The 22,470-nt window shown below is 67.9% G+C and carries 24 protein-coding genes; 10 read left to right on the forward strand and 14 right to left on the reverse strand.

Annotated elements, in window-relative coordinates; translation table 11 throughout:
- The 4 genes from A7W11_RS04595 to A7W11_RS04610 all read right to left on the reverse strand — a co-directional run bounded on the left by A7W11_RS04595 (position 1) and on the right by A7W11_RS04610 (position 3,639).
- A complete protein-coding gene (locus tag A7W11_RS04595; protein ID WP_066409017.1) occupies positions 1 to 750 on the reverse strand; it encodes an electron transfer flavoprotein subunit beta/FixA family protein in 750 nt (249 codons plus the stop codon).
- 18 nt (positions 751 to 768) lie between these two features.
- The gene (locus A7W11_RS04600; RefSeq protein WP_082887090.1) at positions 769 to 1,344 is read right to left on the reverse strand and encodes a HutD/Ves family protein; all 576 of its coding nucleotides are present in this window, start codon (positions 1,342 to 1,344) and stop codon (positions 769 to 771) included.
- Positions 1,345 to 1,360: 16 nt separating this feature from the next.
- Positions 1,361 to 2,548 carry an NAD(P)/FAD-dependent oxidoreductase gene (locus A7W11_RS04605; RefSeq protein ID WP_066409022.1) on the reverse strand — a complete coding sequence of 396 codons (1,188 nt, stop codon included), beginning with the start codon at positions 2,546 to 2,548 and terminating at the stop codon, positions 1,361 to 1,363.
- 125 nt (positions 2,549 to 2,673) lie between these two features.
- Positions 2,674 to 3,639, reverse strand: coding sequence for a LysR family transcriptional regulator (locus A7W11_RS04610; RefSeq protein WP_066409025.1), 966 nt, complete (start codon positions 3,637 to 3,639; stop codon positions 2,674 to 2,676).
- A 301-nt stretch (positions 3,640 to 3,940) separates the two neighbouring features.
- Between A7W11_RS04610 and A7W11_RS04615 the strand changes: the two genes are divergently transcribed.
- From A7W11_RS04615 to A7W11_RS04650, 8 genes are all read left to right on the forward strand, one after another.
- Complete coding sequence (locus tag A7W11_RS04615; protein WP_066409028.1) at positions 3,941 to 5,005, forward strand: ABC transporter substrate-binding protein; 1,065 nt, start codon at positions 3,941 to 3,943, stop codon at positions 5,003 to 5,005.
- A 46-nt stretch (positions 5,006 to 5,051) separates the two neighbouring features.
- Positions 5,052 to 6,125 (forward strand): hypothetical protein, encoded by a 1,074-nt coding sequence (locus A7W11_RS04620; protein WP_066409031.1) that lies wholly within the window; start codon positions 5,052 to 5,054, stop codon positions 6,123 to 6,125.
- 18 nt (positions 6,126 to 6,143) lie between these two features.
- Complete coding sequence (locus A7W11_RS04625; protein WP_066409042.1) at positions 6,144 to 7,715, forward strand: AMP-binding protein; 1,572 nt, start codon at positions 6,144 to 6,146, stop codon at positions 7,713 to 7,715.
- 132 nt (positions 7,716 to 7,847) lie between these two features.
- Positions 7,848 to 9,509, forward strand: coding sequence for an electron transfer flavoprotein-ubiquinone oxidoreductase (locus A7W11_RS04630; protein WP_066409051.1), 1,662 nt, complete (start codon positions 7,848 to 7,850; stop codon positions 9,507 to 9,509).
- Between the two features lie 121 nt (positions 9,510 to 9,630).
- Positions 9,631 to 10,560 (forward strand): LysR family transcriptional regulator, encoded by a 930-nt coding sequence (locus A7W11_RS04635; RefSeq protein WP_066409053.1) that lies wholly within the window; start codon positions 9,631 to 9,633, stop codon positions 10,558 to 10,560.
- Positions 10,561 to 10,662: 102 nt separating this feature from the next.
- Positions 10,663 to 11,460 (forward strand): class II aldolase/adducin family protein, encoded by a 798-nt coding sequence (locus A7W11_RS04640; RefSeq protein ID WP_066409055.1) that lies wholly within the window; start codon positions 10,663 to 10,665, stop codon positions 11,458 to 11,460.
- 97 nt (positions 11,461 to 11,557) lie between these two features.
- Positions 11,558 to 12,517, forward strand: a complete 960-nt coding sequence (locus tag A7W11_RS04645; protein ID WP_066409058.1) for a Bug family tripartite tricarboxylate transporter substrate binding protein — start codon at positions 11,558 to 11,560, stop codon at positions 12,515 to 12,517.
- Positions 12,501 to 13,496: a D-2-hydroxyacid dehydrogenase gene (locus A7W11_RS04650; RefSeq protein ID WP_066409065.1), complete on the forward strand. Its 996-nt coding sequence runs from the start codon at positions 12,501 to 12,503 to the stop codon at positions 13,494 to 13,496. Before A7W11_RS04645 ends, A7W11_RS04650 begins: the two co-directional genes overlap by 17 nt.
- 14 nt (positions 13,497 to 13,510) lie before the next feature.
- On the opposite strand, the gene mnmH is transcribed toward A7W11_RS04650, so the two are convergent.
- The 6 genes from mnmH to A7W11_RS04680 all read right to left on the reverse strand — a co-directional run bounded on the left by mnmH (position 13,511) and on the right by A7W11_RS04680 (position 18,102).
- Positions 13,511 to 14,575: a tRNA 2-selenouridine(34) synthase MnmH gene (gene mnmH, locus A7W11_RS04655; protein WP_066409066.1), complete on the reverse strand. Its 1,065-nt coding sequence runs from the start codon at positions 14,573 to 14,575 to the stop codon at positions 13,511 to 13,513.
- A gap of 71 nt (positions 14,576 to 14,646) precedes the next feature.
- Positions 14,647 to 15,069 (reverse strand): DUF4381 domain-containing protein, encoded by a 423-nt coding sequence (locus A7W11_RS04660; RefSeq protein ID WP_066409077.1) that lies wholly within the window; start codon positions 15,067 to 15,069, stop codon positions 14,647 to 14,649.
- Positions 15,070 to 15,245: 176 nt separating this feature from the next.
- Positions 15,246 to 16,052 carry an ABC transporter permease gene (locus A7W11_RS04665; RefSeq protein ID WP_066409081.1) on the reverse strand — a complete coding sequence of 269 codons (807 nt, stop codon included), beginning with the start codon at positions 16,050 to 16,052 and terminating at the stop codon, positions 15,246 to 15,248.
- A complete protein-coding gene (locus tag A7W11_RS04670) occupies positions 16,049 to 16,669 on the reverse strand; it encodes an ABC transporter ATP-binding protein (RefSeq protein ID WP_066409088.1) in 621 nt (206 codons plus the stop codon). Before A7W11_RS04670 ends, A7W11_RS04665 begins: the two co-directional genes overlap by 4 nt.
- A gap of 63 nt (positions 16,670 to 16,732) precedes the next feature.
- A complete protein-coding gene (locus A7W11_RS04675) occupies positions 16,733 to 17,050 on the reverse strand; it encodes a protealysin inhibitor emfourin (RefSeq protein ID WP_066409099.1) in 318 nt (105 codons plus the stop codon).
- Positions 17,047 to 18,102, reverse strand: a complete 1,056-nt coding sequence (locus tag A7W11_RS04680) for a M4 family metallopeptidase (protein WP_066409103.1) — start codon at positions 18,100 to 18,102, stop codon at positions 17,047 to 17,049. Before A7W11_RS04680 ends, A7W11_RS04675 begins: the two co-directional genes overlap by 4 nt.
- Before the next feature lie 185 nt (positions 18,103 to 18,287).
- Between A7W11_RS04680 and A7W11_RS04685 the strand changes: the two genes are divergently transcribed.
- Complete coding sequence (locus A7W11_RS04685; protein ID WP_066409107.1) at positions 18,288 to 18,689, forward strand: DoxX family protein; 402 nt, start codon at positions 18,288 to 18,290, stop codon at positions 18,687 to 18,689.
- A 96-nt stretch (positions 18,690 to 18,785) separates the two neighbouring features.
- On the opposite strand, the gene A7W11_RS04690 is transcribed toward A7W11_RS04685, so the two are convergent.
- Entirely contained in the window at positions 18,786 to 19,166 is a 381-nt protein-coding gene (locus A7W11_RS04690) for a hypothetical protein (RefSeq protein WP_066409110.1), read from the reverse strand.
- A gap of 249 nt (positions 19,167 to 19,415) precedes the next feature.
- On the opposite strand from A7W11_RS04690, the gene A7W11_RS04695 reads away from it, so the two are divergent.
- Positions 19,416 to 19,958, forward strand: a complete 543-nt coding sequence (locus tag A7W11_RS04695; RefSeq protein WP_066409113.1) for a peroxiredoxin — start codon at positions 19,416 to 19,418, stop codon at positions 19,956 to 19,958.
- Between the two features lie 68 nt (positions 19,959 to 20,026).
- Here A7W11_RS04695 and arsC read toward each other — a convergent pair whose 3' ends face one another.
- The 3 genes from arsC to A7W11_RS04710 form a co-directional block, all read right to left on the reverse strand.
- Positions 20,027 to 20,377 (reverse strand): arsenate reductase (glutaredoxin), encoded by a 351-nt coding sequence (arsC, locus tag A7W11_RS04700; RefSeq protein WP_066409116.1) that lies wholly within the window; start codon positions 20,375 to 20,377, stop codon positions 20,027 to 20,029.
- A gap of 18 nt (positions 20,378 to 20,395) precedes the next feature.
- Entirely contained in the window at positions 20,396 to 21,841 is a 1,446-nt protein-coding gene (locus tag A7W11_RS04705; RefSeq protein ID WP_066409123.1) for a CoA transferase, read from the reverse strand.
- A gap of 180 nt (positions 21,842 to 22,021) precedes the next feature.
- Positions 22,022 to 22,351, reverse strand: coding sequence for a tetratricopeptide repeat protein (locus A7W11_RS04710; protein WP_082887093.1), 330 nt, complete (start codon positions 22,349 to 22,351; stop codon positions 22,022 to 22,024).
- Positions 22,352 to 22,470: the final 119 nt, after the last annotated feature.

Genomic DNA, 22,470 nt, shown 5'->3' on the forward strand with positions numbered 1-22,470 from the left:
TCAGATCACCTTTGCTTCGTTCTTCAGTTTGCCGACCAGCGTGGCCACGTCGGGCACCACGATGCCGGGCTTGCGGGCGGCGGGTTCCTCGACGCGCAGCGTCTTCAGGCGCGGGCTGGGATCCACGCCCAGGTCGGCGGCCTTCAATACGTCCAGCGGCTTCTTCTTGGCCTTCATGATGTTGGGCAACGTGACGTAGCGCGGCTCGTTCAGGCGCAGGTCGGTGGTGATGATGGCCGGCAGCGCCAGCGACAGCACCTCGGAACCGCCATCGATCTCGCGCGTGACGAGGGCGCGGCCATCGGCGATCTCGATGCGGCTGGCATAGGTGGCCTGGGGCCACTTCAACAATGCGGCCAACATCTGGCCGGTCTGGCCCGCGTCGTCGTCGATGGCCTGCTTGCCCAGGATGACCAGTTGCGCCTGTTCCTTCTGCACGACGGCATGCAACAGCTTGGCCACGGCCAGCGGCTGCAGCTCGGCGTCGGTCTCGACCAGCACGCCGCGGTCGGCGCCGATGGCCATGGCGGTGCGCAGGGTTTCCTGGCTTTGGGTCACGCCGCACGACACGGCCAGCACTTCGCTGGCCTGGCCGGCCTCTTTCAGGCGGGTGGCGGCCTCGACGGCGATCTCGTCGAAGGGGTTCATCGACATCTTGACGTTGCCGATGTCCACGCCGCTCTGGTCGGACTTCACGCGTACCTTGACGTTGTAGTCGACGACGCGTTTGACTGCCGCGATCACTTTCATCACATCTACCTCAGGGTGTCAGGATCGGCCTGCCGGAACAGGCGCGATCAATATCAAAATGGGTTGCGCGCCCACGGCATCCGCCACGACCGTGCGCGCATCCGGGCCAGGCGCCATCACGGCGTACTCGTCCTGGTGCAGGTTGGCGAGGCGGCCTTCGGCGGCATGCCCGATGGACAGTTGCGAACCGTTGGCCAGGACCAGCGCGTGCACGCCAGCGGGAATGCCGGCCCGACCGTCCACCGTACAGGCGGACAGCTCGTAGGCCCCGTCGCGCGCCATCACGTTCAGCGCCTGGCATGGGCCATCGGCCAGACGGGCCTGCCAGTCCAGCGCGCCGTCGTATTGCAGGGGCCGCCATGGCAGCAACTCGACCGTGCCGCCCGAACCGCGAAGGACCACGCCCGCACCGGACAGGATCATCGACAGGCGACGCAGCCCCGGAAAACGCGAATAAGCGCCGTCCTGCGAGATCGTGGCGATGCTGACGCGCCATTCGTCGCCGTGGACGGCCAGCGTACGGGTGACCCCGCCGCCGTTCTTCCAGGATTCGGCGGGCACGTCGGCCAGCCGGCGCACGAAGGATGGGCTCATGGCGCGGCCTGCCCTGTCAGGACACGGCGCCCAGGCCGTACTTGCCGGTCAGCAACTGGCCGGTGGAGAAACGCTCGATCGAGTACGGTTGCAGCGACACGTCGGTGGGCAGGCCCAGCGCTTCCTGCGCCAGGATGCGGCCCACCGTGGGCGACAGCTTGAAGCCGTGGCCCGAGAAGCCATAGCCCACCACCAGGCCTTCGATGCCGGGCAGCTTGCCCAGCACGGGATTCCAGTCGGGGGTGACGTCGTACACGCCCGTCCACGACGACGCGATGCCAGCCGTTTCATACGCCGGGAAGCGCTCGGCCACCTGGGCGCCGACTTCGACGATGTAGTCCATGGGGATGTCGCCCTGTTCGACCTCGGCAGCCTTCAGCTTCTCTCCGACGATGCCTTCGCTGACCAGCATCTGGTTGCCGCCGTAGCTGCGGCAGTACAGCATGCCCGGCGAGGCCAGGTCCTTGAAGACCGGCATCGAGAACGTGTACTTGGCCGGCTCGCACTCCAGCGCCAGCACGGCGTGGCGTTCCGGGACGACGGGCAGGTCGCGGCCGGTCCAGCCCGCCAGTTCGGGCGTCCAGATGTTCTGCGTGCTGACCACGGTCTTGGCATGGAAATCGCCGGCCGAGGTGGACACGCCGACCACCTTGCCGTTCTCGATCAGCAGCTTGCGGACCTCGACGTTCTCGCGCACCGTGACGCCTGCGCGGCGCGCGGCGCGGGCGAAACTGGTGGCCACCAGATACGCATCGGCAAAGCCCGCCTCGGGTTCATAGCCGATCAGGGCCGCGTCGTCGAAATGCGCGATGGGCAGCAGTTCGCGCGCCTGGGCCTGGCTCAGGATCTCCAGCGGGATGCCCTGTTCCTGCTGCTGCTGCAGCGAGGCGCGCAGCGGCTCGAGCTTGTCGCCGTCGGGCGACACGATCATGTAGCCGCACTTGACCATGCCGCACGAGGCTTCGTCATCGCCCAGGTATTGGGCGAAGTTGTTGAAGACGTCCCAGGAATGCCGCGCCAGCTCCACGTTCTCCTTGACCGAGTAATGGGTGCGCAGGATGCCCGAGGACTGGGACGTCGTTCCCGCCCCTATCGTGCCGCGGTCCAGCACCAGCACATTCTTGGCGCCCAGCCTGGCCAAGTGAAAAGCCACAGAGCTGCCGATGACGCCTGCGCCGATGACAACTACGTCATATGTATTCACGGTCCACCTTCCGTTTGAGGGATGCGGGCAGTGTCTTACACGGGGCGCAATGCGCGTTCAATATAAGTCGCGGCGATTCTTAACTAAATCGCGGGCTAACCTAGCAGCCCGAAAATGGGCTGGGCTCAGCCGAAAGGCTGCTCCGGAAAATGCGGCAGCCGTTCGCGCAGGCGCGATGCCAGCCCTGAAAGCATGTCGTTCACGGGCAATGCCAGGCAGGCGCGGCGCGCCTGGTCGGCCTCGTCCTGGCGCGACACCAGCACGAATTCGCGCAGGCCGTAGCGGCTGCGCGGCAGATGGATCAGCGACAGCTCGTCCAGACACTGCCTGGCCTGCCACAGGCACAACGGCGTCGTGATGGCGCACCCTGCCCCATTGGCCACCATCGTCAGCAGCGGCTCGGACAGATCGAACTCGTAGCGCCGCGGCGCCATCAGGCCGATATGGGCCGTATAGCGCTCGATCTGTGCGCCCAGTTCCACCCGGCTGCCGTAGCGCAGCAGCGGAAAGCGCTCGACCACGCTGCACAGGTCCCGGAACGGCTGGCCGTTGGCGCGCGCGCGCGGCACGGCCATCACGAAGATCTCGGAGAACAGCCGGTCGGCGCGTAGATGGCGGCTTTCCGGTGGCGGCGAGGCGCAGATGGCCAGGTCGATGGCGCGGCCGTGCACCCGGTCGGCCAGGTCGGTGGACTCGCCCGTGTGGAAGGTGATGTCGTGAAACCCCTGGCCCAGGGCAGTGACCAGATCCGGTCCCAATGCCGAGCAGACCGAGCCCGGCGCGCCGATGCGCAGCGGCAGACCCTCGTCGTCGAGCGCGGCCCGCACGCTGCGCGACACCGCCTGCGCATGGGTCAGCAGGCTTTCGGCCTGCTCGAACAGCGTGGCGCCCGCGGCGTTCAGGCGAGCCGGCCGGAAGCGCCGGTCGAACAGCGGTACGCCCTGGTCCTGCTCCAGCGCGCCGATGAGCTGGCTGATCGCGCTGGTGGTCACGCCCAGCACACGGGCCGCCTCGCCCATGGACTTGGTTTCGCACACCAGCACGAAGGCGCGCAGGGCCTTGAGATTCAACCCTTCGATCGCATGGCGCATGGAGGTCTCCTTTCCTCGCGCGATCGTGCGCCCGCTCAGCATCCGGCCTGACAAATCAAGCAGTTCGAATGCATTGCATAAGGCGTCTTTATGCAATGCGCCTGGCCGGGATAAGCCATCGGCCCGGCCTGGACTTAATCAATCGCGCGGACCGATCTCGTGCATCAGCAATCGGAATGCAGACAAGAGCCCGCGACAGCCGTTCCTAAGATGCCTGCACGGGGATTGCCCGCCGCTGGTGGCGGCTTCCGCCGTTGTTTGATTTCCCACGTAGTCGACACAACCACACAAGGGGTACTGCATGCTGAAACCGAACCGATCCGTAGCCGATCCGAGCCGCCGCTCGCTGTTGAAAGCGGGTGGCGCGGCCGCCATCGCCGCCGCCTTGCCGCTGCGCGCCAGCCAGGCCGCCGACGACAAGCGCATGACACTGGTCAGCTGGGGCGGCGCCTACCGCGACGCCGTCGAGCGCGCCGTCGTCAGGCCCTTCATGGAAGAAACGGGCATCAAGGTCACCATCGTCGACACGCCCGACCTGGCCAAGCTGCGCGCGCAGATCCAGTCCAACAACGTGCAGTGGGACGTGTTCGACGCGCCCAACGCGCTGGGCGTGGCCGGCGTGAACGCCGGTTTCTGGGAGCCGCTGGACCTGTCCCTGTTCGACCGCGACGACCTGGTCGTGGACATCCAGAACAACCTGGTGCCCTGGTACCTGTTCGTGGGCGGCGTGGCCTGGGACCCCAGGCGCTATCCGGCGGGCAAGCATCCGCGCAATTTCGCCGAGTACTTCGACCTGCAGACATTCCCCGGCCTGCGCACCTTCCGCAACCGCCCCAGCGAAACGCTGGAGGCTGCCTTGCTGGCCGATGGCGTGGCGCCCAAGAATCTGTATCCGCTGGACGTGGACCGCGCTTTCAGGGCGCTGGACCGCATCAAGCCCAAGGTGGTGAAGTGGGTCGAGCAGACGCCGCAGTCGCTGACCCTGCTGCAGACCGGCGAGGCCGACTTCTCCTATTCCTATGCCTCGCGCGTGCGGCCGGCCCAGGCCAGCGGCCAGTCGGTCGATTTCTCGTTCGACCAGACCATCGCCGGCTTCGAATACCTGGCCGTGGTCAAGAACGCCCCGAACAAGCGGGCCGCGATGCGCTTCGTGGCCTATGCCGCGCGCCCGCAGTGCCAGGCCGCCTTCATGGAACTGCTGGGCAACGCCCCGGGCAGCCGCAAGGCGCGCTCGCTGATGAGCGCCGATGCCCTGAAGTGGATCCCCGATCTGCAGTCGGACAAGGTCGTGCTGATGAACGACGCCTGGTGGACCAAGAACTTCGACGCAATCACCCTGCGCTTCAAGGAATGGTCGCTGTCCTGAGGACGCGCGCCCCTGAACCCGTTTTACCTGGAGGACAACACGCATCATGACCAAGCAACAACCGTTCAATGAAGACATGGCCGCGCTGAAGCAGCGCGTCTCGATCGCCGAGACCTTCGGCTGGGCCGTGGTCTCGGGCCTGACCGCGACTGTGTGGCGCGAGAAAGGCGAGGACGCGCTGAACAAGGTATGGCGCCGCCTGATGGCCGCCGAGCAGAAGGAACGCTTCGTGGCCGCGCTGGAAAAGCTCGGCATCGTGGGCGACACGCCCGCCGTCACCGCCGCTAAATACCACTACTTCAGCAATTCCATCGGCGGCCTGAACATGCAGTACATCGAGGAATCGCCCCGCAAGGTGTGGATCCGCTATCTGCCCCCCTGGGGCAGCTATCCCGGCATCTCGGCCCTGGCCGTGCCCAGTTCGGTGCGCCGCACCATCCTGACCACCTGGCATCCGCGCAACGGCGAACTGCTCGGCTGCCCCCGCCTGGGCTGGGTGGCGACCAAGTTCGTGGTCGAGGGCCATCCTTACGATGAAGGCTATTTCTACGAGTACGACCACGACCTGTCGTCCGACGAGCGCTTCGTGGTGCGGCACGAGGACAAGACCCCGGAATTCGACGCCGCCCGCGCGCCGCGCCTGGACCCGGTGCTATGGCCCGAGGCCCGCATCATGAAGGGCAGCGCCAATTACGCCTCGGATTACGTGAAGCACGCGGTGGAAACCGTGGTCGAGCATTTCGGCCTGGCCGCCGCCACCGACATGCTGCGCGCCACCATGAAGACGCTGGCCATCCAGTTCGTGGGCAACGTGCGCGGGCTGACCGGCAGCACGGGCAACGACGTGGCGGCGCTGGCCGGCAGCTACGCCACCATCCTGCGGGCCTTCAAGAACGACGTGCGCTGGGAAAGCACCGGCCAGGACACGGCGGAACTGGAGTTCTCGTCGCTGGCCCCCTTCCCTTATCCCGATTCGGAAGCCATGCGCGAGGCGGTGTTCGCCTACTTCCATATGGGCGTGCGCGTGGCCAATGGGCACATCCTGCTGGAACGCCGCCGCGACTGCGCCACGGCCCGCGAACGCTGGGTGTTCACCGACACCAAGCAGTGGCTCTGGTAAGTCCATGGGAATGCTGTCATGAACCATTTCTCCAGTGACGACAATATCCCCAGGCTGTTGCGCGACCGCGCGCGCGACAACCCGGATCACGTCTATTGCCGGTCCGACGCCGGCCCGCTGACCTACGCCGGCCTGAACGAACAGGTGAACCGGCTGGCCAATGCCCTGGCGGACACGGGCATCCAGGCGGGCCAGCGCGTGGCCGTGATGCTCTCGCATCACGTGGACCATGCGCTGGCGTTCCTGGCCCTGGCCAAGATCGGCGCGGTGAACGTGCCCGTCAACGTCCATCTGAAAGGCGCGGGGCTCGAGCACATCCTGCGGCATTCGGGCGCCGAATACGGCATCTTCGAGGATGCGTACGCCCAGACGCTGCAGCCGGTGGTGGCGGGCACCGAGGGGCTGCGTACGCTATGGCGTGGCGCCGTTCCGGCCTGGGCGGCCGATGGACTGCCCACGTTGGCGGCATTGCAGCGCCAAGGCGCTCCGCACGAACCTGCCTACCAGGCCGCCGACGACGACCTGCGCGCCATCCTGTACACCTCGGGCACCACCGGCCCGGCCAAGGGGGTGCTGATGACGGACCGCATGTTCCGCGCGGCCGCCCTGGGTTCGATCTGGATCGGCGACATCGCGCCGCGCAGCGTGCTGCACTTCTGGGATCCGATCTATCACGTGTTCGGCAGCGAAGTACTGGTGCTGGCGCTGATGCGGCCGGTGACGCTGTGCTTCGTGCCCCGCTTCAGCGCCTCGCGCTTCTGGGACGAGATCGCCGCCTGCGGCGCCACGCACCTGCACTTCGTGGGCGGCGTGCTGCAACTGCTGCTGAAACAGCCCGAATCCCCGCGCGACCGGCAGCACACGCTGAAGGTGGCCTGGGGCGGCGGTGCGCCGGAGGAAGTCTGGCGCGCCTTCGAGGCGCGCTTCGGCATCCCGGTGCGCGAAGGCTACGGCATGACCGAGACGTCCAGCTTCAGCGTCATCAACAAGGCCGGACGCCCTGGCTCCATCGGCCAGGCCGTCGACTACTTCGAGGTCGGCATTTCGGACGACGGCGGCCAGGCGTTGCCGCCCGGCCAGGTGGGCGAGATCCGCGTGCGGCAGAAAGAGCCCCACCTGATCACCACGGGGTACTTCCGCAATCCCGAAAAGACCGCCGAAGCCCTGCGCGACGGCTGGCTGTACACGGGCGACCTGGGGCGGCAGGACGAGGCGGGCTATTTCTATTTCCTGGGCCGCAAGAAAGACAGCCTGCGGCGGCGCGGCGAGAACATCTCGGCCTGGGAGGTCGAGAACGTGGTCAACGGCCATCCGCTGGTGGAAGAGTCCGCGTTGATCGGCGTGGTCAACGAGTTCGCCGATGAAGACCTGAAGCTGTTCGTCAAGCTCAAGCCCCAGGCCCAAGGTTTCGACCCCGCCGAGCTCGTGGCCTGGTGCGCCCGGCACATGGCCCGTTTCCAGGTGCCGCGTTTCGTGGCCGTCGTCGAGGACTTCTCCAGGACGCCCACCCAGCGCATCCAGAAGCACACCCTGTCGCCCGCCATCGACGACTGCTGGGACAGCGAGCGCCAGCCCGCCGCCAGCCGCTGATTTGCATCAGCCGCCCTTATCCTGGATGTGAGGCCGCGTTGAATTTCGCGGCCTCGCACAAGGGCGCTCTTATGCTGTCCGGGAAACGGATGGGAGCGTCCCATCCCGCCTGCCCTTCTTTCCCGAACCCACATGAACAATGCAGAAGTGATCGCGGCCCACGGCCCGCGTGAATCCATGTCGTACGACGTCGTGATCGTCGGCGGCGGCCCCGCGGGCCTGGCAGCGGCGATCCGGCTGAAGCAGCTGAACCCCGAGATCAGCGTCTGTGTGCTGGAGAAAGGCTCCGAGATCGGCGCCCACATCCTGTCCGGCGCCGTGATGGATCCGCGCGCCCTGACCGAACTGCTGCCTGATTGGCGCGAACGAGGCGCGCCGCTGAACGTACCGGTGACCGAAGACCGCTTCCTGTTCCTGGGCCGCGAATCGGCGCGCAAGGTGCCCAACGTCCTGCTGCCCGGCAGCTTCCAGAACCACGGCAACTACGTGGTCAGCCTGGCCAACGTGGCCCGCTGGCTGGGCCAGCAGGCCGAGGCGCTGGGCGTGGACGTGTTCGCCGGTTTCGCGGCCAGCGAGGTGCTGTACGACAGCCACGGCGCCGTGATGGGCGTGGCCACCGGCAACATGGGCGTGGGCAAGGATGGCGCACCCACCGGCAACTTCCAGCTAGGCATGGAGCTGCATGCCCGGTACACGATCTTTGCCGAGGGCGCGCGCGGCCACTTGGGCAAGCAACTGATCGAGCGCTACGACCTGGCGCGGAATGCCGGCCCGCAGGTGTACGGCCTGGGCATGAAGGAAGTGTGGCGCATCGATCCGGCCCGGCACCAGCCGGGGCTGGTGGTGCACACCGCGGGCTGGCCGCTGGACAGCAAGACCTATGGCGGATCGTTCCTGTATCACCTGGACGACCACCAGGTCGTGGTGGGCTTCGTGGTGGGCCTGGGTTACCAGAACCCCTATCTGTCGCCGTTCGAGGAATTCCAGCGCTACAAGACGCATCCCGCCATCCGCGGCTTTCTGGAAGGCGGCAAGCGCCTGGCCTACGGCGCGCGCGCCATCGCGGCGGGCGGCCTGGCCTCGCTGCCCGATCTGGTGTTTCCCGGCGGCGCGCTGGTCGGCTGCGAGGCCGGCATGCTGAACGCGTCCCGCATCAAGGGCAGCCATGCCGCCATCAAGTCGGGCAGCCTGGCCGCCGAAGCCGCCTATGAAGCCCTGTCGGCCAATCGCCAGCGCGACGTGCTGAACGCCTATCCGCAAGCCTTCCGACAATCGTGGCTGTGGCAGGAACTGCACCGCGCCCGCAACTTCAAGCAATGGATGTCCAAGGGGCTGTACCTGGGCTCGGCCATGGTGGGGCTGGAACAGAAGCTGCTGAAGGGCAACATCCCGTGGACGCTGCGCCACCGCAAGGCCGACCACCAGGCCATGAAGCCCGCCAGCCAGTGCACGCCGATCGACTACCCCAAACCGGACGGCAAGCTGAGCTTCGACCGCCTGTCGTCGGTGTTCCTGTCCAACACCAACCACGAAGAGAACCAGCCTGCGCACCTGACGCTGAAGGATGCCGGCGTGCCGGTGCGGGTGAACCTGGCGCAATATGCGGGGCCCGAGACGCGCTTCTGTCCGGCGGGCGTCTACGAGTTCGGCAAGACGGATGAAGGCCAGGACAGGCTGATCATCAATGCGCAGAACTGCGTGCACTGCAAGACGTGCGACATCAAGGACCCCACGCAGAACATCGTATGGGTGGCGCCCGAGGGCGGCGGCGGGCCGAACTACACCAATATGTAGGGCCGCGCATCAACCGCCCTCTGTTGACCACGCGCCGGAGGAATCAGACCGAACGAAAGGCAGGAGCTATATCCCGCTTCGTCCCGCTACTATTCTCCCAATCGACACTCCCCCTTCCGACATGGAACTGCGCCAACTCCGCTACTTCGTCCGCGTCGCCGAGCTCGGCAGCATCGGCCGCGCGGCGCGTGATCTCGGCGTGGTCGGCTCGGCCCTCAGCCAGCAGATCAGCCGCCTGGAAGGCGAACTGGCCACCCGCCTGCTCACCCGCACCTCCACCGGCGTCGTGCCGACCGAAGCCGGCACCGCCTTCCTGCGCCAGGCCCGCCTGACGCTGCGCCACGCCGACCAGGCTGTCGCCGCCGCGCGCGAGACCCGCCTGTCGGGCATGGTCAGCGTGGGCTTCGCCCCCACCACCGCCTCGGTGCTGGCGCGCCCCTTCCATACCGCGATGACCCAGCGCCACCCCAACGTGCGCCTGCACCTGGTCGAAGGCCTGTCCGGTAACCTGGGCGACCTGCTGAACGGCCGCAAGCTGGATCTGGCGGTGCTGTTCCAGAACGACAGCGGCGGCCAGGGCCGCAGCCTCATCCCGGTACTGGACGAGAAACTCTTCCTGCTGGCCCGCCGCGGCCTGTTCGCCGTACCCGACGGCGAACCCACCACCCTGTCCCAACTCGCCCCCCTGCCGCTGGCCGTCACCAGCAAGGCGCACGGCCTGCGGGCCTGGGTCGAGGCCGCCTTCGACCGCGCCGGACTCGAGCCCTGGATCGCCATCGAAGTCGACGGCATGACCACGCTGATGGACATCGTGCAGGCCAACGCCATGGCCACGATCCAGCCGGGCGCGGCGGTGGCGCGCGTCGAGGCGGGCCTGCTCACCATGCATCCCATCGACGATCCGTACCTGTACCGCCGCAACTCGGTGGCCTGCATGAACGACGAGGAACTGTCGCCCGCCGCCCTGGCCGCCCGCTCCGTGCTGGTCGACGTGATGCGCGGGCTGGTACGCCAAGGCGGCTGGCCCGGCGCCACCCTTCTGGATTCGTGAAGGCCTCTTGCCACATCGCGGGCTAGCCACCGCCCGCCGCCCCCCGTAGAGTCTGTCCGCATCAACGCCGCCGCCTGGCGGCACTTCTCGGATGGTGATGTGATGACGCAGACACGACGCCCCGGCGTTCTGGATATTCCCTCGATGCGGCCGCATTGCTCGGAGCAGGAATGGACCGCCCGCGTGAACCTGGCGGCCTGTTACCGGCTGGTCGAGCTGTACGGGCTGTCGGACATGATGGCCAACCACATCTCGGCGCGGGTGCCGGGCGAGGACAACGCCTTCCTCATCAACCCGTACGGCATGATGTACGAAGAGATCACGGCTTCGAGCCTGATCAAGGTGGACCTGGACGGCACGATCCTGGCCAAGCCGGATTTCGGCGCGCTGGACTACGGCATCAACAAGGCGGGCTACGTCATCCACAGCGCCATCCACGCGGCGCGCCACGAGGTGGACTGCGTGATCCATACGCACAGCTGGGCCTCGATGGCCGTGGCCTCGCTGGAATGCGGGCTGCTGCCCATGACGCAGACCGGCATGCGTTTCCTGAAGATCGCATATCACGATTACCAAGGCGTGGTGCTGGACACGGCCGAGCAGGCCTCGCTGCTGGAAGACCTGGGTAACGGCGAGGCGCTGCTGCTGCGCAACCACGGCGCGCTGACGGTGGGCCGCACCATCGGCGAGGCCTTCAACTGGATGCACCGCCTGGAGCTGTCCTGTCGTTCGCAACTGGCCGCCATGGCCACCGGCGCGAAGCTGCGGGCCGTCCCGCCCCAGGTGCTGCAGGAAACCTGGAACAACTACCAGCCCGGCACGCGCCGCCCGTACGGCGTGATGGAGTGGCCGGCGCTGCTGCGCAAGCTGGACCGCATGGATCCGGGTTTTCGCGACTGATCGCGTCACCCCATACACACCGATTGCATGAATCGACCGGCGCGCCAGACGCCGGCATTCCGAAGTCCAACGACGACCATCCCAAGGAGGAGACATCATGAGACTCGCCCGAGCCTTGCTTGCCGGCGCGACGCTGGCGGGCGCCTGTGCGGCCCTGCCCGCCGCCGCGGCCGACTACCCCGCCCGCCCCGTGAAAGTGGTGGTGGCCTTTTCGCCCGGCGGCACCACGGATACGCTGACCCGCAGCATCACCAACATCCTGTCCAAAAAGCTGGGCCAATCCTTCATCGTGGAGAACCGGCCCGGCGCGGGCGGCAATATCGGCACCGAATACGTGGTGAAGTCCGCACCGGATGGGTATACGCTGATCGTCAACTCGGTGGGCCCGATCGCCGTCAACCCGTCGTTGAACAAGCTGTCGTACAACCCGCTGACCGATCTGCTGCCGATGGCGCAGATCGCCACGGTGCCCAATGTGCTGGTGGTGCCGCCCAACTCGCCCGCGCGCGACATGAAAAGCTTCCTGGCCTACGTGAAGACGCGCAAGAACCTGAACTACAGTTCGACGGGCGTGGGCACGTCCTCGCATCTGTCGAGCTACATGCTGATGGACCAGTTGGGCGTGCAGGCCACCCACGTGCCATACAAGGGCGCGGATGCCGTCAACGACCTGCTGGCCGGCCGCATCGACTTCATGTTCGCGACCATTCCTTCGGTGATCGGGCAGATCCGCGCCGGCAAGCTGCGCCCCCTGGCCGTCAGCACCCTGCGGCGTTCCACCACCCTGCCCGACCTGCCCACGGTGGCCGAGTCCGGCTTTCCGGGGTTCGACGCGGGATCCTGGTTCGGCTTCTTCGCCCCCAAGGGCACGCCGCGCGGGGTGATCGACCGCATCAACCACGAGGTGAACGCGGCGCTGCCCGCGCTGCACGAGCAGATGCTGAGCGAAGGCGCCGAGCCCGTGAAAGGATCGCCCGAGCAGTTCGGCGCGTTCATCAAGACCGAATACGACAAATGGGCCGCACTGGTGAAGAAATTCGATGCCCCTGCCCAGTAATCCGATCCGTCTGCTGTGTTCGCCCGCCGAGGCCCCGCGGCTTCGGCAGGCGCTCGAACGGCCCGGCATGCCCGGCTGCGTGCTGTGCCATCCCGAGCCCGGCCAGCCCGCGCGGGCGGACGCGGCCTTCGTGTCGCGCGACATCACGGGCCGCTCGACCAAGTTCGACATCCTGCCCGAGACGGCCGTGTACTACGAGGCCATGCGGCATTCGGCGGACCTGCGCTGGGTGCACATCCATTCGGCGGGCGCGGACCGCGAGATCTACCAGGCCCTGCACGCTCGCGGCGTGATGGTGACGACGTCGCAAGGCGCCAGCGATGCCGTGGTGGCGCATACCGCGCTGGCCGGGGTGCTGGCCCTGGCGCGCCGGCTGCCGCTGCTGGCGCGCGCCCAGCAAGCGCGGCAATGGCAGCCGCTGATGGCGTCGCTGACGCCGCGCGACCTGAGCGGCCAGCACGCGGTCATCGTGGGCTGGGGCGGCATCGGGCAGCGCATCGGCGAACTGCTGCGCGCGCTGGGCATGACGCTGTCGGTGGTGCGCCATTCGGCCACGCCCGTCGAACATGCCCGGCACACGGTGGACTATACCCATCTGCCCGGATTGCTGCCGTCCGCGGATTGGCTGATCCTGGCATGCCCGCTAACACCGGTCACGCGCAATCTGGTGGATCGCGCCGCGCTGCAGGCGTTGCCCGGGCACGCCATGCTGGTCAACGTCTCGCGCGGGCACGTCATCGACGAAGCGGTATTGATCGAACGATTGCAGACCGGCCAGCTGGCGGGCGCCTTCCTGGACGTGTTCCAGCAGGAACCGCTGCCACCGGAATCGCCCCTCTGGGCGCTGGACAACGTGATCGCCAGCCCGCACAGCGCGGGGTTCTCGGACGGCAATGCCGACCGGGTGCGCCACCTCTTCCTGGAAAACCTGCGCCGTTGGGCGGCGGGCGAACCCTTGCGCAATGTGATGATGGGCTGAGGGGCGGGGACGCACTAGCCGTCGTCGAAGCGCACCGCGGCCACGCGCCGCGCCAATTCGTCGATGTCCGATGCGTTCAACGCATCCGCATGCACGCTGGCGGCATGTCCCAGCCGCTGCAGATGGCGGCCCTGCGAACGCGCATACAGCGGGTCATAGTGCAAAGCCATCATGTCCTGGAACAACGGCGCCAGTTGCCGCGCGATGGCCCAGTCGTGCCATCGCGACAAGGTGTCGTTGGCCTGCGTGCCCTTGAGCGCCGCGATCTTGCCGGCCAGGGCATCGGGATCGTCCCCCAGCCACGCGTAGTCGCGCAACAGGAATTCCAGCCGCGCCTGCACGGGCGCCACGATCTCGACCACCGGACTGGCGCGCAAGCGGTTCAGCAACGCCTCGGGCAAGGCCACGCGGCCGATGCGGCGGCTCTCGGCCTCGACCCATACCGGCCGGGCGGGATCCAGCGCCGCCATCGCCTCATACAGCCGCGTTTCGAAGGCCTTCTGCGAGGGCTGTTCAACCCCCGGAATCGCGCCCAGCACCGAACCACGATGCCCGGCCAGGCCCTCGAGATCCAGCACCTGCTCGCCCTGCCGCGCCAGGGCATGCAGCACGCGGGTTTTGGCGCTGCCCGTCGGGCCGCACACCACGCGCAGCGGCAAGGCCTGCGCCAGCACGTCGTTGCGCGCGATGACGTGGCCGCGGAACGCCTTGTAGCCGCCCTGCAGTTGCTGCGCATCCCATCCCACCAGCCGCAGCCAGGTCACGAAACTGCTGCTGCGCAGGCCGCCGCGCCAGCAATAGACCAGCGGCCGCCAGTTCTGCGGCTTGTCGTGGAACTGCTGCTGGATGTGCCGGGCGATGTTCTGCGCGACCATGGCGCCGCCGATGCGCCGCGCCTCGAAGGCCGAGGACTGCACGTAGGTCAGGCCGACGATATGGCGCTGCTCGTCGTCCAGCACCGGGCAATTCAAGGCGCCGGGCACATGATCCAGCGCGTATTCAGCGGGCGAGCGCGCATCGATGATGGCGTCGAAGCGCGAAATATCGTGGACGGTGGTAGGTTTGTAGCTCACGCGGATGGCCGGCGGGACGGAAGTCTGGCGCCCGCGCGGCGGCGGACACTATAGCCCAGCCGCCGGTAAGATCGTTTTCATGCAGCCCGACTGTCGCGTTGCATCATCCAGTCGCGCGAGGTGCGGAACAGGTCGTGCAGCGTGTGTTCGGGGATGGTTTGCAACGTGTGGGCCGGGGCGTAGGTCAGCATGGCCAGCAGTTGCGCCGAGCCCGGCGGGCCGGCATAGACGGCATTGGGCATGGCGGCCTGCATCTGCTTGAGCACCACGGGCAAGGCCCGCGCGGCAAGGCGATCCACGCGCACGGCTCTTTCGATGTCGTCCAGCAACCGCAAGGCCTCGCGTCGCGGGCGGTCGCGCACCCAATGGCGCAAGGCCCAGGCTGTGGCCGTGACGGTGCACAGGGGCACCAGGATAAGCAGGACCCACTGCCAGGCAGGTAATGCCAGCAGCACCGCGGGGTCGAACAGCTGCGCCAGCAGCTCGGCGAATCTGTTCATCGCACTTTCCTTGGCTTCAGGTGGCGAAGAGAAAAACGTAAAGCATAGTCAAGGGGGAGCTTGGCACAAGCCGGCAGGAAAAGGAATCCCGGCAAGCCCCCGATAAGCCAATTCGACACGCATTTTTCATCGCGAAATGGTTTCGCATGCTCATGCTATGCAAATTCGGACCCTGGCTATGCGCAATCCTCTGGCGCCATGCGGTCCAGCCGCAATCTGTCGCGGCCATCGGTCAGGCGCCGCAAGGCCAGATAGGCCGCGCCCATGGCGGCAAGACCGCTCGCGCCGCACAGCAGGAACATCAACAGGATCTGGTAGCGCGCCGCCTCGACGGGGTCCATGCCCGCGATCACCTGCCCCGTCATGATGCCGGGCAGCGTGATGATGCCGGCCGCGGACATCTGATTGATGCTGGGCACGATACCGCGCCGCACGGACTCGCGCAGCAAGGGGCTGAACGCGCGCCGTGCGGTGGCGCCCAGCGCCAGTTGGGCCTCGATGGCGCCGCGCTCGCGCCGCACGCCGGACAGCATGCCGTCCAGGCTCAGGCTGGCCGCATTCAGGATGGCGCCCAGCATGATGCCGACCAGCGAAATGACGTAGCGCGGGTCATACCAGGGATCGGGCCGCAATGCGGTCGACAGGATGAACAGCGTCGTCACCAGCGTGGTGGAAACCACCGTCAAGGCGCCTACCCACGCGTTGCCGCGCGCCGCCAGGCGGGCTCGCGGCCGCGCCGCCACTTCGCGCGCGGCCAGGGCCATCATCACCGCGATCACCAGGGCCGTCGCCGCGGGCGAGGCATGCGCGAACACCATGCGCAGGATGTGCCCGACCAGCAGCAATTGCAGCACCGTGCGCACGGCCGCCACCAGCATCTGCCGGTGCAGGGACAGGCGCAGCCAGAGCGAGATCACCGCTGATAGCGCTACCAGGCACGCCGCCAGCGCCAGGTCCCATTCATTCAGGGCAATCGCGCTCATGCGGCCTCCAGCGTGCCCTGCGCCATGCGCCAGCGATGCGTCGCCATGCGGGCGGCCTGCGCTTCGCTGTGCGTCACCAGCAGCACGGCCATGCCCTCGCCCATCGAGGCATGCAGTTCGCGTTCGACCCGCAGCGTCGATTCGGCATCCAGGGCCGACGTGGGCTCGTCCAGCAGCATCACCGGCGGCTTGCGCAACAGCGCCCGTGCCAGTCCCAGGCGTTGCCGCTCGCCGCTGGACAGCTCATGCACGCGCGCATCGAGCTGCGCCGCGCCCAATCCCAGCCGTTCCAGCAGGTCCAGCGCCTGCGCGCGATCGGGGAAATGCGGCGCCATCCGGTCGTGCCACCAGCCTGGCTCGGCCGCGCAGTACAGCACCTGCGCGCGCCATTGCGGCGCGGACATCGCGCTGCGCGCCTGGCCGCGCAGCAGGGCCTGGCCCTGGCCGGGATCCAGGTCGGCCACCAGGCGCAGCAGCACCGACTTGCCCGCCCCCGACGCGCCCTGGATCACATGGCATTCGCCGGCACGGCAGGCAAGGCTGGTGGGGTTCAGGCGCGGACTGGCCAGCGCCTGAAGCTGCAGCAAGGGAACATCGTCGGGGGAAACGGAAGACATCGGGCGTGCGGACCAAACGGAACGGGCAGCCACGATACCCCAGCAGCGCAAACCCCGCGCGGCTCAGCCCGCCCCACCCGCCTGCTTCCAGGCCTCGGCCAGCAACGCCGGCAAGCTGGTCTCGGCGATGTCGAAAGCGATGTCGCCGCTTTGTCCATCGAACAGGATCTCGACGCGGTAATAGCGCCGGTCTCCGCCAGCCAGCGGGCCGGCGCGCGAAGCCGCCTCGTCCAGCGCCTCGCACAGCGCCTGCCTGCGCGACGGATCGCAGTCCCGCAGATCGATGTCGCGAGCCCGCGCCAGGGCAGCGAGATACGCCACGCCGCCTTCGCGGCGCAGCCGGATGCCCGTGGCGGTGTCCAGCGGCGGCAGGGTAATCATGGCAGCACGCCCACCTCGGTCCAGGCGCGCTGCACGGCTTCCCGCACGCGCGCATCGCTGGCGGTGACCACCGTCAGTTGCGCGAAGGACACGAAATCGGCCTGCGGCGGCAATTGTCCGCCCGTCAGCGCGCGATACCAGACCTGCCCGGCGCCCTGCCAGGCGGGTCCGCCCAGGTTTGTCGCGGCCAGGTGGAAAGCCCGGTTGGGAATACCCGAATTGATGTGCACCCCGCCGTTGTCTTCGTCGGTGTCCACGAAATCGCGCATGTGCCCCGGTTGCGGATCGCGGCCGATCAGGGGATCGTCATAGGCCGTGCCCGGCTCGGACATCGACCGCAGGGCCCGCGCATTCACCGCCGCGGTGAACAGCCCAGCCCCGATCAGCCAATCGGCCTGCTCCGCCGTCTGGCCTGCCGCGTGCTGCCGCACCAGCGAGCCGAACACATCGCACAGCGACTCGTTCAAGGCGCCCGCCTGCCCTTGATAGGCCAGCCCGCCCGAGTGGTCGATGATGCCGTGCGTCAACTCATGCGCCACGACGTCCAGCGCGATGGTGAACCGGTTGAAGATCTGGCCGTCCCCATCGCCGAACACCATCTGCGCGCCGTTCCAGAAGGCGTTGTCGTAGTCCTCGCCGTAATGCACGGTGCCCACCAGCGGCAAGCCCTGGCCGTCGATGGAATCCCGGGCGTGCACCTGGCGGAAGTACGCGTGCACCGCGCCCAGATGATCGTAGGCCTCGTCCACGGCGGCGTCCGCGCGCGGCGGCTGGCCTTCGGCGCGCACCAGCTTGCCCGGCAAGGCAGTGGCATTGCCGGCGTCGTGGATACGCCGCTGGGGATGCGCCGAGGCATCCGCCTGCACCGTGGCCGACGCCCCCGCCGGCGACAGCGCCACCGATGACGCGCGCAGGCTGAGCTGCCGCGCATCCAGGTGCAGGGTGTTGGCGGCGCCGCTGGCCGCCCGGCCGGTGCCCTGGCGGGACAACCGGTCCAGCAGATAAGGGGGAATCAGGCAACGCGGCAAGGGCTGGGACGCGATCACTGACATGCAAGCTCCTTTTTCTGGTGGAACACAAGACTGGAAGGCCCCCGCGAGCCCTCCTCGACAAGCTGTACCTGCCCGGCGGGATTTGCCATAATGGCGCCGCCCGCGCCGCCGAGCCGGGCGGGTGTTGAGGCAGGCCGTCCGGCCATGCCGTCAGCAGGTCCCAACCGATTCCAGCGAGAACCCTCATGAGATCCGACGATACCGGCAAACTGATCCTGCGCCTGAGCCTGGGCATCCTCATCCTGCTGCACGGCCTGTCCAAACTGAGCACGGGCGTCGGCGGCATCGCGGGCATGCTGTCCCAGCACAATATCCCCGGCTTCGTGGCCTATTTCGTCTACGTGGGCGAGATCCTGGCGCCGCTGCTGCTCATCCTGGGCATCGCCAGCCGCCTGGGCGGCCTGATCATCGCGATCAACATGGTCGTGGCCATCATGCTGGCCCACTCCAGCCAGGTAAGCGGCATGACCGCCCAAGGCGGCTGGGCACTGGAACTGCAAGGCATGTTCCTGTTCAGCGCGCTGGCCATTGCCTTCATGGGCGCGGGCCGCTTTGCCCTGGCGGGCGCCAACGGCCGCTGGAACTGACGCACGCCGGCACGCCGCCGGCAGCGAATCGCGGGGTCGCTCAGGCGGCCCCGTTTGCTTGGCGCGGCGCACGCAAGCTGCCCATGCCATGCGGCGTCAGCGTCCGTAGCGGGACGCGCCGCCGGGCCTGGCCGGAACCATGGGCACCGCGGGCGCGGGCGTGTACGACGGACGCGCCGAGGGCAGGCCCGCCGGCGCCGAGGGCCGGCTGGGCCGCGACGGCAGCGTGGGCGCCGCTGGCGGCGACGGCTGCATGGGCACGGCGCGCGGCGGCTGATAGACCGTGACCCCCAATTCGCCTGGCTGGCGCGGAATGGGCGGCAAGGCCCGGTTGCCGCCAGGCGGCGCCATGTAGGCCGGTTGATTGGTCGAATAAACGCGGCCCGGCGTGGAGCCAGAAGGCTGCGCGAACGCGGCGCCGGCCATGCCGGCCAGGACCAAGATGGCGGGGCCGCCAAGGCGATGAGCGATGTGCATGGATTGTCCTCCTGCAACGTGCGCCGATCCGTCCGGGTGCGCACCGATGGGCGTATCGATGATACGGCGCAGGATCGGGCAGCGATACCGGCGGATTCAGCGTCTGGACAGGTCTAGCGTCCGCCAAAACGCCCACGCGCGTCAACCGCGCCGCGTAAGCGGATGTACAGCCCGTCAGGCGCATGATGGCACTGGACCGCGACCGGTTCAATCGCTATAACAAGGGCCTGACGCCGTCCGGAGATCCGCATGAAACGCTATCTGATTGCCGCCACCTTCGCCGCCGCGCTGGGCGTGGCCGCCGCCGCCCACGCCGCCCTCGAGATCGGCGCGCCCGCGCCCGATTTCACGGCCCAGGCGGCGCTGGGCGGCCAACCCTTCACGTTCAGGCTGCACGAGGCGCTCGCCAAGGGCCCGGTCGTGCTGTACTTCTACCCTGCCGCCTTCACCCAAGGCTGCAGCCTGGAAGCGCGCAGCTTTGCCGACGCCATCGAGCAGTACAAGGCGCTGGGCGCCACCGTGGTGGGCGTGTCGGCCGACGACATGGAAACCCTGAAGAAATTCTCGATGGCGGACTGCGCGGGCAAGTTCGCGGTGGCGGCGGACGCCGACCGCAAGGTGATGCAGCGCTACGACGCGGCCCACGAGCGCAATCCCGCGCGCGCGCAACGCATCTCGTACGTCATCACCCCTGACGGCAAGATCCTGTACGAATACTCGGACATGAACCCCGATCATCACGTCGCCAACACGCTCAAGGCGCTGCGCGACTGGAAGGCCAGGCAAGGCTGAAGGCGCCGCCGCAAAGAAAAATGGCGCGCGGCAGGCATCGGCCTCCCGCGCCTTTTTTCATGCTTCGATCAGGGCAGCAGTTCCCGCACCACCTCGGCCGGACGGCACAGGCGCGCGCCGCGCTCGGTGACCACGAACGGACGGTTGATCAGGATGGGATGCTCGACCATCGCGTCCAGCAACGCGTCGTCGTCCACGCCCGCGGCGTCCAGGCCCAGTTCCTGGTACAGCGACTCCTTGGTCCGCACGGCCTCGCGCACGGTCAGGCCGGATTGCTGGATCAGGCCGGCCAACGTCTGGCGCGACGGCGGCGTCTTCAGGTATTCGATGACGGTGGGTTCGATGCCCGCGTCGCGCAGGGCCTGCAAGGCGTTGCGCGACGTGCCGCAACGGGGATTGTGATAGATGGTGGCGGACATGATGCAGCGTAGGATCGGTCAGGCATTGAAGGGCCACACGGGCGGGTGCGTGCCCGGCGGTACCGAGGGCCGGTCCCAGCGGGCCGGCGTCTCCGAGAACTGTGCGCTGTGGCGCACGGCCTCGAGCAGGCCGAAGCCCGAGGGCTCGGTATACACCAGATTATCGATCGGCGGCATCGGACACGCCAGCCCGTCCCGCACCCGTCCCAATTGACGCACCCACAGCGCCGTACGGGCCAGCGACACACGCACGTGCCAACTGCCGCCTTCGGTGGCCTGACGGGCCAGCGCGGCCATCGCGCCGAAAGCCATCAGATAGCCCGAGGCGTGGTCCAGCAGTTGCACCGGCAGCGGCTTGGGGCCTTGCTGGCCGGCCGCCTGGGCCTCGGCATGATTGAAGCCCGTGGCCGTCTGCACCAGCGAATCGAAGCCGCGCCGCCCCGCCCAGGGCCCCTGGTGCCCGTAGGCCGACAGCGACACATACACGATGCCGGGACGCAGCCGCGCGGCATCTTCCGGCCCGAAACCCAACGATTGCAGGCCGCCCGGCCGGTAACCCTGCACGAACACGTGCGCACGGCGCAGCAGGTTGGCCAGCGCGATCCGGCCCTCGGCCGTTTCCAGGTCGGCATGCACCGACAGCTTGCCGCGGCTGGTGTCGGCGATGTTCTCGATATTGGGCAGTCCGGGCGAGTTGATCAGCATCACATCCGCGCCATAGGCGGCCAGCGCCCGGCCGCACACGGGGCCGGCGATGATGCGCGTCAGGTCCAGGATGCGCAGGTCCTGCAACGGGCGGCGCAGATCGCCCTGGGCTGGCAAGGGCCGCGGGTCGGCCTCGCCGATGCGCTCGATGCCGATCACCGGCTGCGCCGCGATGGCGTGCGCCTGCGGATGCGCGTCCCAGGAGGCGAAGTCGCGCATGGCGGCCACCAAGATGCCGGCATCGGCGGCCGCCTGCTCGACCTCGAACGAGTTCCATCCGGCCAGGGCGCGCTCGACGTCTTCACGCGAGGTGCCCTCGCCCGTGGGACAGCCCAGCAAGGCCAGGGCCCCGTCGCGATGATGCGCGAAATTGGCGTGGATGCGTACCCAGTTGCCATCGCCGCAACGATACGTGCCGCTGATCTTGTCCCAGATGGAGGGCGTGACGCCGTCGAGCTTGAAATGGCTGCGGCATTCCTGCGCGGCGCGCACCAGGTCGACGCCGACACGCTGGCGGCCCTTGCCGCGCAGATGCCAGACCTCGGCCGCGGCCAGCGCGGCGGCTGCGATGCTGGCCTGCGCCGCGGTGCCCACCGCGAACGAGGAAGGCAACGCCGGTTCGCGCCCGGGCAGATCCACGTAGTCCAGGGCCTGCGCCGGCATCCCGGCCTCTTGCCACAGGCGGTGCAAGGGATGGCCGGCGCCCGCCTCCGGTCCGGAACTGGACGGGCGTCGATCGATGTCGGTCAGTGATCCCATGAGCGCCGTGTCTTCCTGTTCTGATCGCAGCGTGAGTGCTGTGCGTACGATTACAAGACCGCGGCGCGGACTCGTCAAGCCAGCCCGTGCGGGGGGTGTTTCATGGTTTGACGGCCGCCGCCGCGGCGGTGGCGCGCGGCTAAGCAATGTCACATCTGCACCGATGTGTTTACACCGCCGTCAACCCTGTCCGGTTTCGCGCTCCAGGCGCCGCAGGAACACCTGCAATTCCTTGACCACCTGCGCGTCGCCGCGCGCCTGCGCCGTTTGCAAGCCGTCCTGCCAGGCCTGGCGGGCCTCGTCGCGAAGGCCCAGGCCCAGCAGCGCTTTGCCCAGCCATTTCCAGGCCACGGAATAGTTCGCGTCGAGGGCCAGCGCGGCGCGCAGATGCGTCACGGCTTCTTCGTGATTCCCGGCCTCGGCGCAAGCCTTGCCCAGCGTATAGCGCAACATCGGGTTGTCCTGGCCTTTGGCCAACATGCCCCGCAGGCGCTCGATCATCGGATCCATGCGTGTACTCCTTGCAGCCCGCGGACAGACGGCCGCCTGTCCGCATCATATAAGCCTTGCGGGTGGCGTCCAACGGTTCCAGCACGTTTCAAGGGGGTGATTGCAATGGTTTTTTCAGG

It is taken from the genome of Bordetella ansorpii, from assembly GCF_900078315.1.
GTDB lineage: Bacteria > Pseudomonadota > Gammaproteobacteria > Burkholderiales > Burkholderiaceae_B > Bordetella > Bordetella ansorpii.

Coding starts and splice junctions, on each gene's coding strand:
- A7W11_RS04705 (WP_066409123.1), bottom strand. CDS start 21,841: ATGGGATCACTGACCGACATCGATCGACGCCCGTCCAGTTCCGGACCG.
- A7W11_RS04600 (WP_082887090.1), bottom strand. CDS start 1,344: ATGAGCCCATCCTTCGTGCGCCGGCTGGCCGACGTGCCCGCCGAATCC.
- A7W11_RS04630 (WP_066409051.1), top strand. CDS start 7,848: ATGAACAATGCAGAAGTGATCGCGGCCCACGGCCCGCGTGAATCCATG.
- A7W11_RS04645 (WP_066409058.1), top strand. CDS start 11,558: ATGAGACTCGCCCGAGCCTTGCTTGCCGGCGCGACGCTGGCGGGCGCC.
- A7W11_RS04690 (WP_066409110.1), bottom strand. CDS start 19,166: ATGCACATCGCTCATCGCCTTGGCGGCCCCGCCATCTTGGTCCTGGCC.
- A7W11_RS04635 (WP_066409053.1), top strand. CDS start 9,631: ATGGAACTGCGCCAACTCCGCTACTTCGTCCGCGTCGCCGAGCTCGGC.
- A7W11_RS04640 (WP_066409055.1), top strand. CDS start 10,663: ATGACGCAGACACGACGCCCCGGCGTTCTGGATATTCCCTCGATGCGG.
- A7W11_RS04665 (WP_066409081.1), bottom strand. CDS start 16,052: ATGAGCGCGATTGCCCTGAATGAATGGGACCTGGCGCTGGCGGCGTGC.
- A7W11_RS04710 (WP_082887093.1), bottom strand. CDS start 22,351: ATGGATCCGATGATCGAGCGCCTGCGGGGCATGTTGGCCAAAGGCCAG.
- A7W11_RS04670 (WP_066409088.1), bottom strand. CDS start 16,669: ATGTCTTCCGTTTCCCCCGACGATGTTCCCTTGCTGCAGCTTCAGGCG.
- A7W11_RS04650 (WP_066409065.1), top strand. CDS start 12,501: ATGCCCCTGCCCAGTAATCCGATCCGTCTGCTGTGTTCGCCCGCCGAG.
- A7W11_RS04680 (WP_066409103.1), bottom strand. CDS start 18,102: ATGTCAGTGATCGCGTCCCAGCCCTTGCCGCGTTGCCTGATTCCCCCT.
- arsC (WP_066409116.1), bottom strand. CDS start 20,377: ATGTCCGCCACCATCTATCACAATCCCCGTTGCGGCACGTCGCGCAAC.
- A7W11_RS04620 (WP_066409031.1), top strand. CDS start 5,052: ATGACCAAGCAACAACCGTTCAATGAAGACATGGCCGCGCTGAAGCAG.
- A7W11_RS04625 (WP_066409042.1), top strand. CDS start 6,144: ATGAACCATTTCTCCAGTGACGACAATATCCCCAGGCTGTTGCGCGAC.
- A7W11_RS04660 (WP_066409077.1), bottom strand. CDS start 15,069: ATGAACAGATTCGCCGAGCTGCTGGCGCAGCTGTTCGACCCCGCGGTG.
- A7W11_RS04685 (WP_066409107.1), top strand. CDS start 18,288: ATGAGATCCGACGATACCGGCAAACTGATCCTGCGCCTGAGCCTGGGC.
- A7W11_RS04695 (WP_066409113.1), top strand. CDS start 19,416: ATGAAACGCTATCTGATTGCCGCCACCTTCGCCGCCGCGCTGGGCGTG.
- A7W11_RS04595 (WP_066409017.1), bottom strand. CDS start 750: ATGAAAGTGATCGCGGCAGTCAAACGCGTCGTCGACTACAACGTCAAG.
- A7W11_RS04615 (WP_066409028.1), top strand. CDS start 3,941: ATGCTGAAACCGAACCGATCCGTAGCCGATCCGAGCCGCCGCTCGCTG.
- A7W11_RS04610 (WP_066409025.1), bottom strand. CDS start 3,639: ATGCGCCATGCGATCGAAGGGTTGAATCTCAAGGCCCTGCGCGCCTTC.
- A7W11_RS04675 (WP_066409099.1), bottom strand. CDS start 17,050: ATGATTACCCTGCCGCCGCTGGACACCGCCACGGGCATCCGGCTGCGC.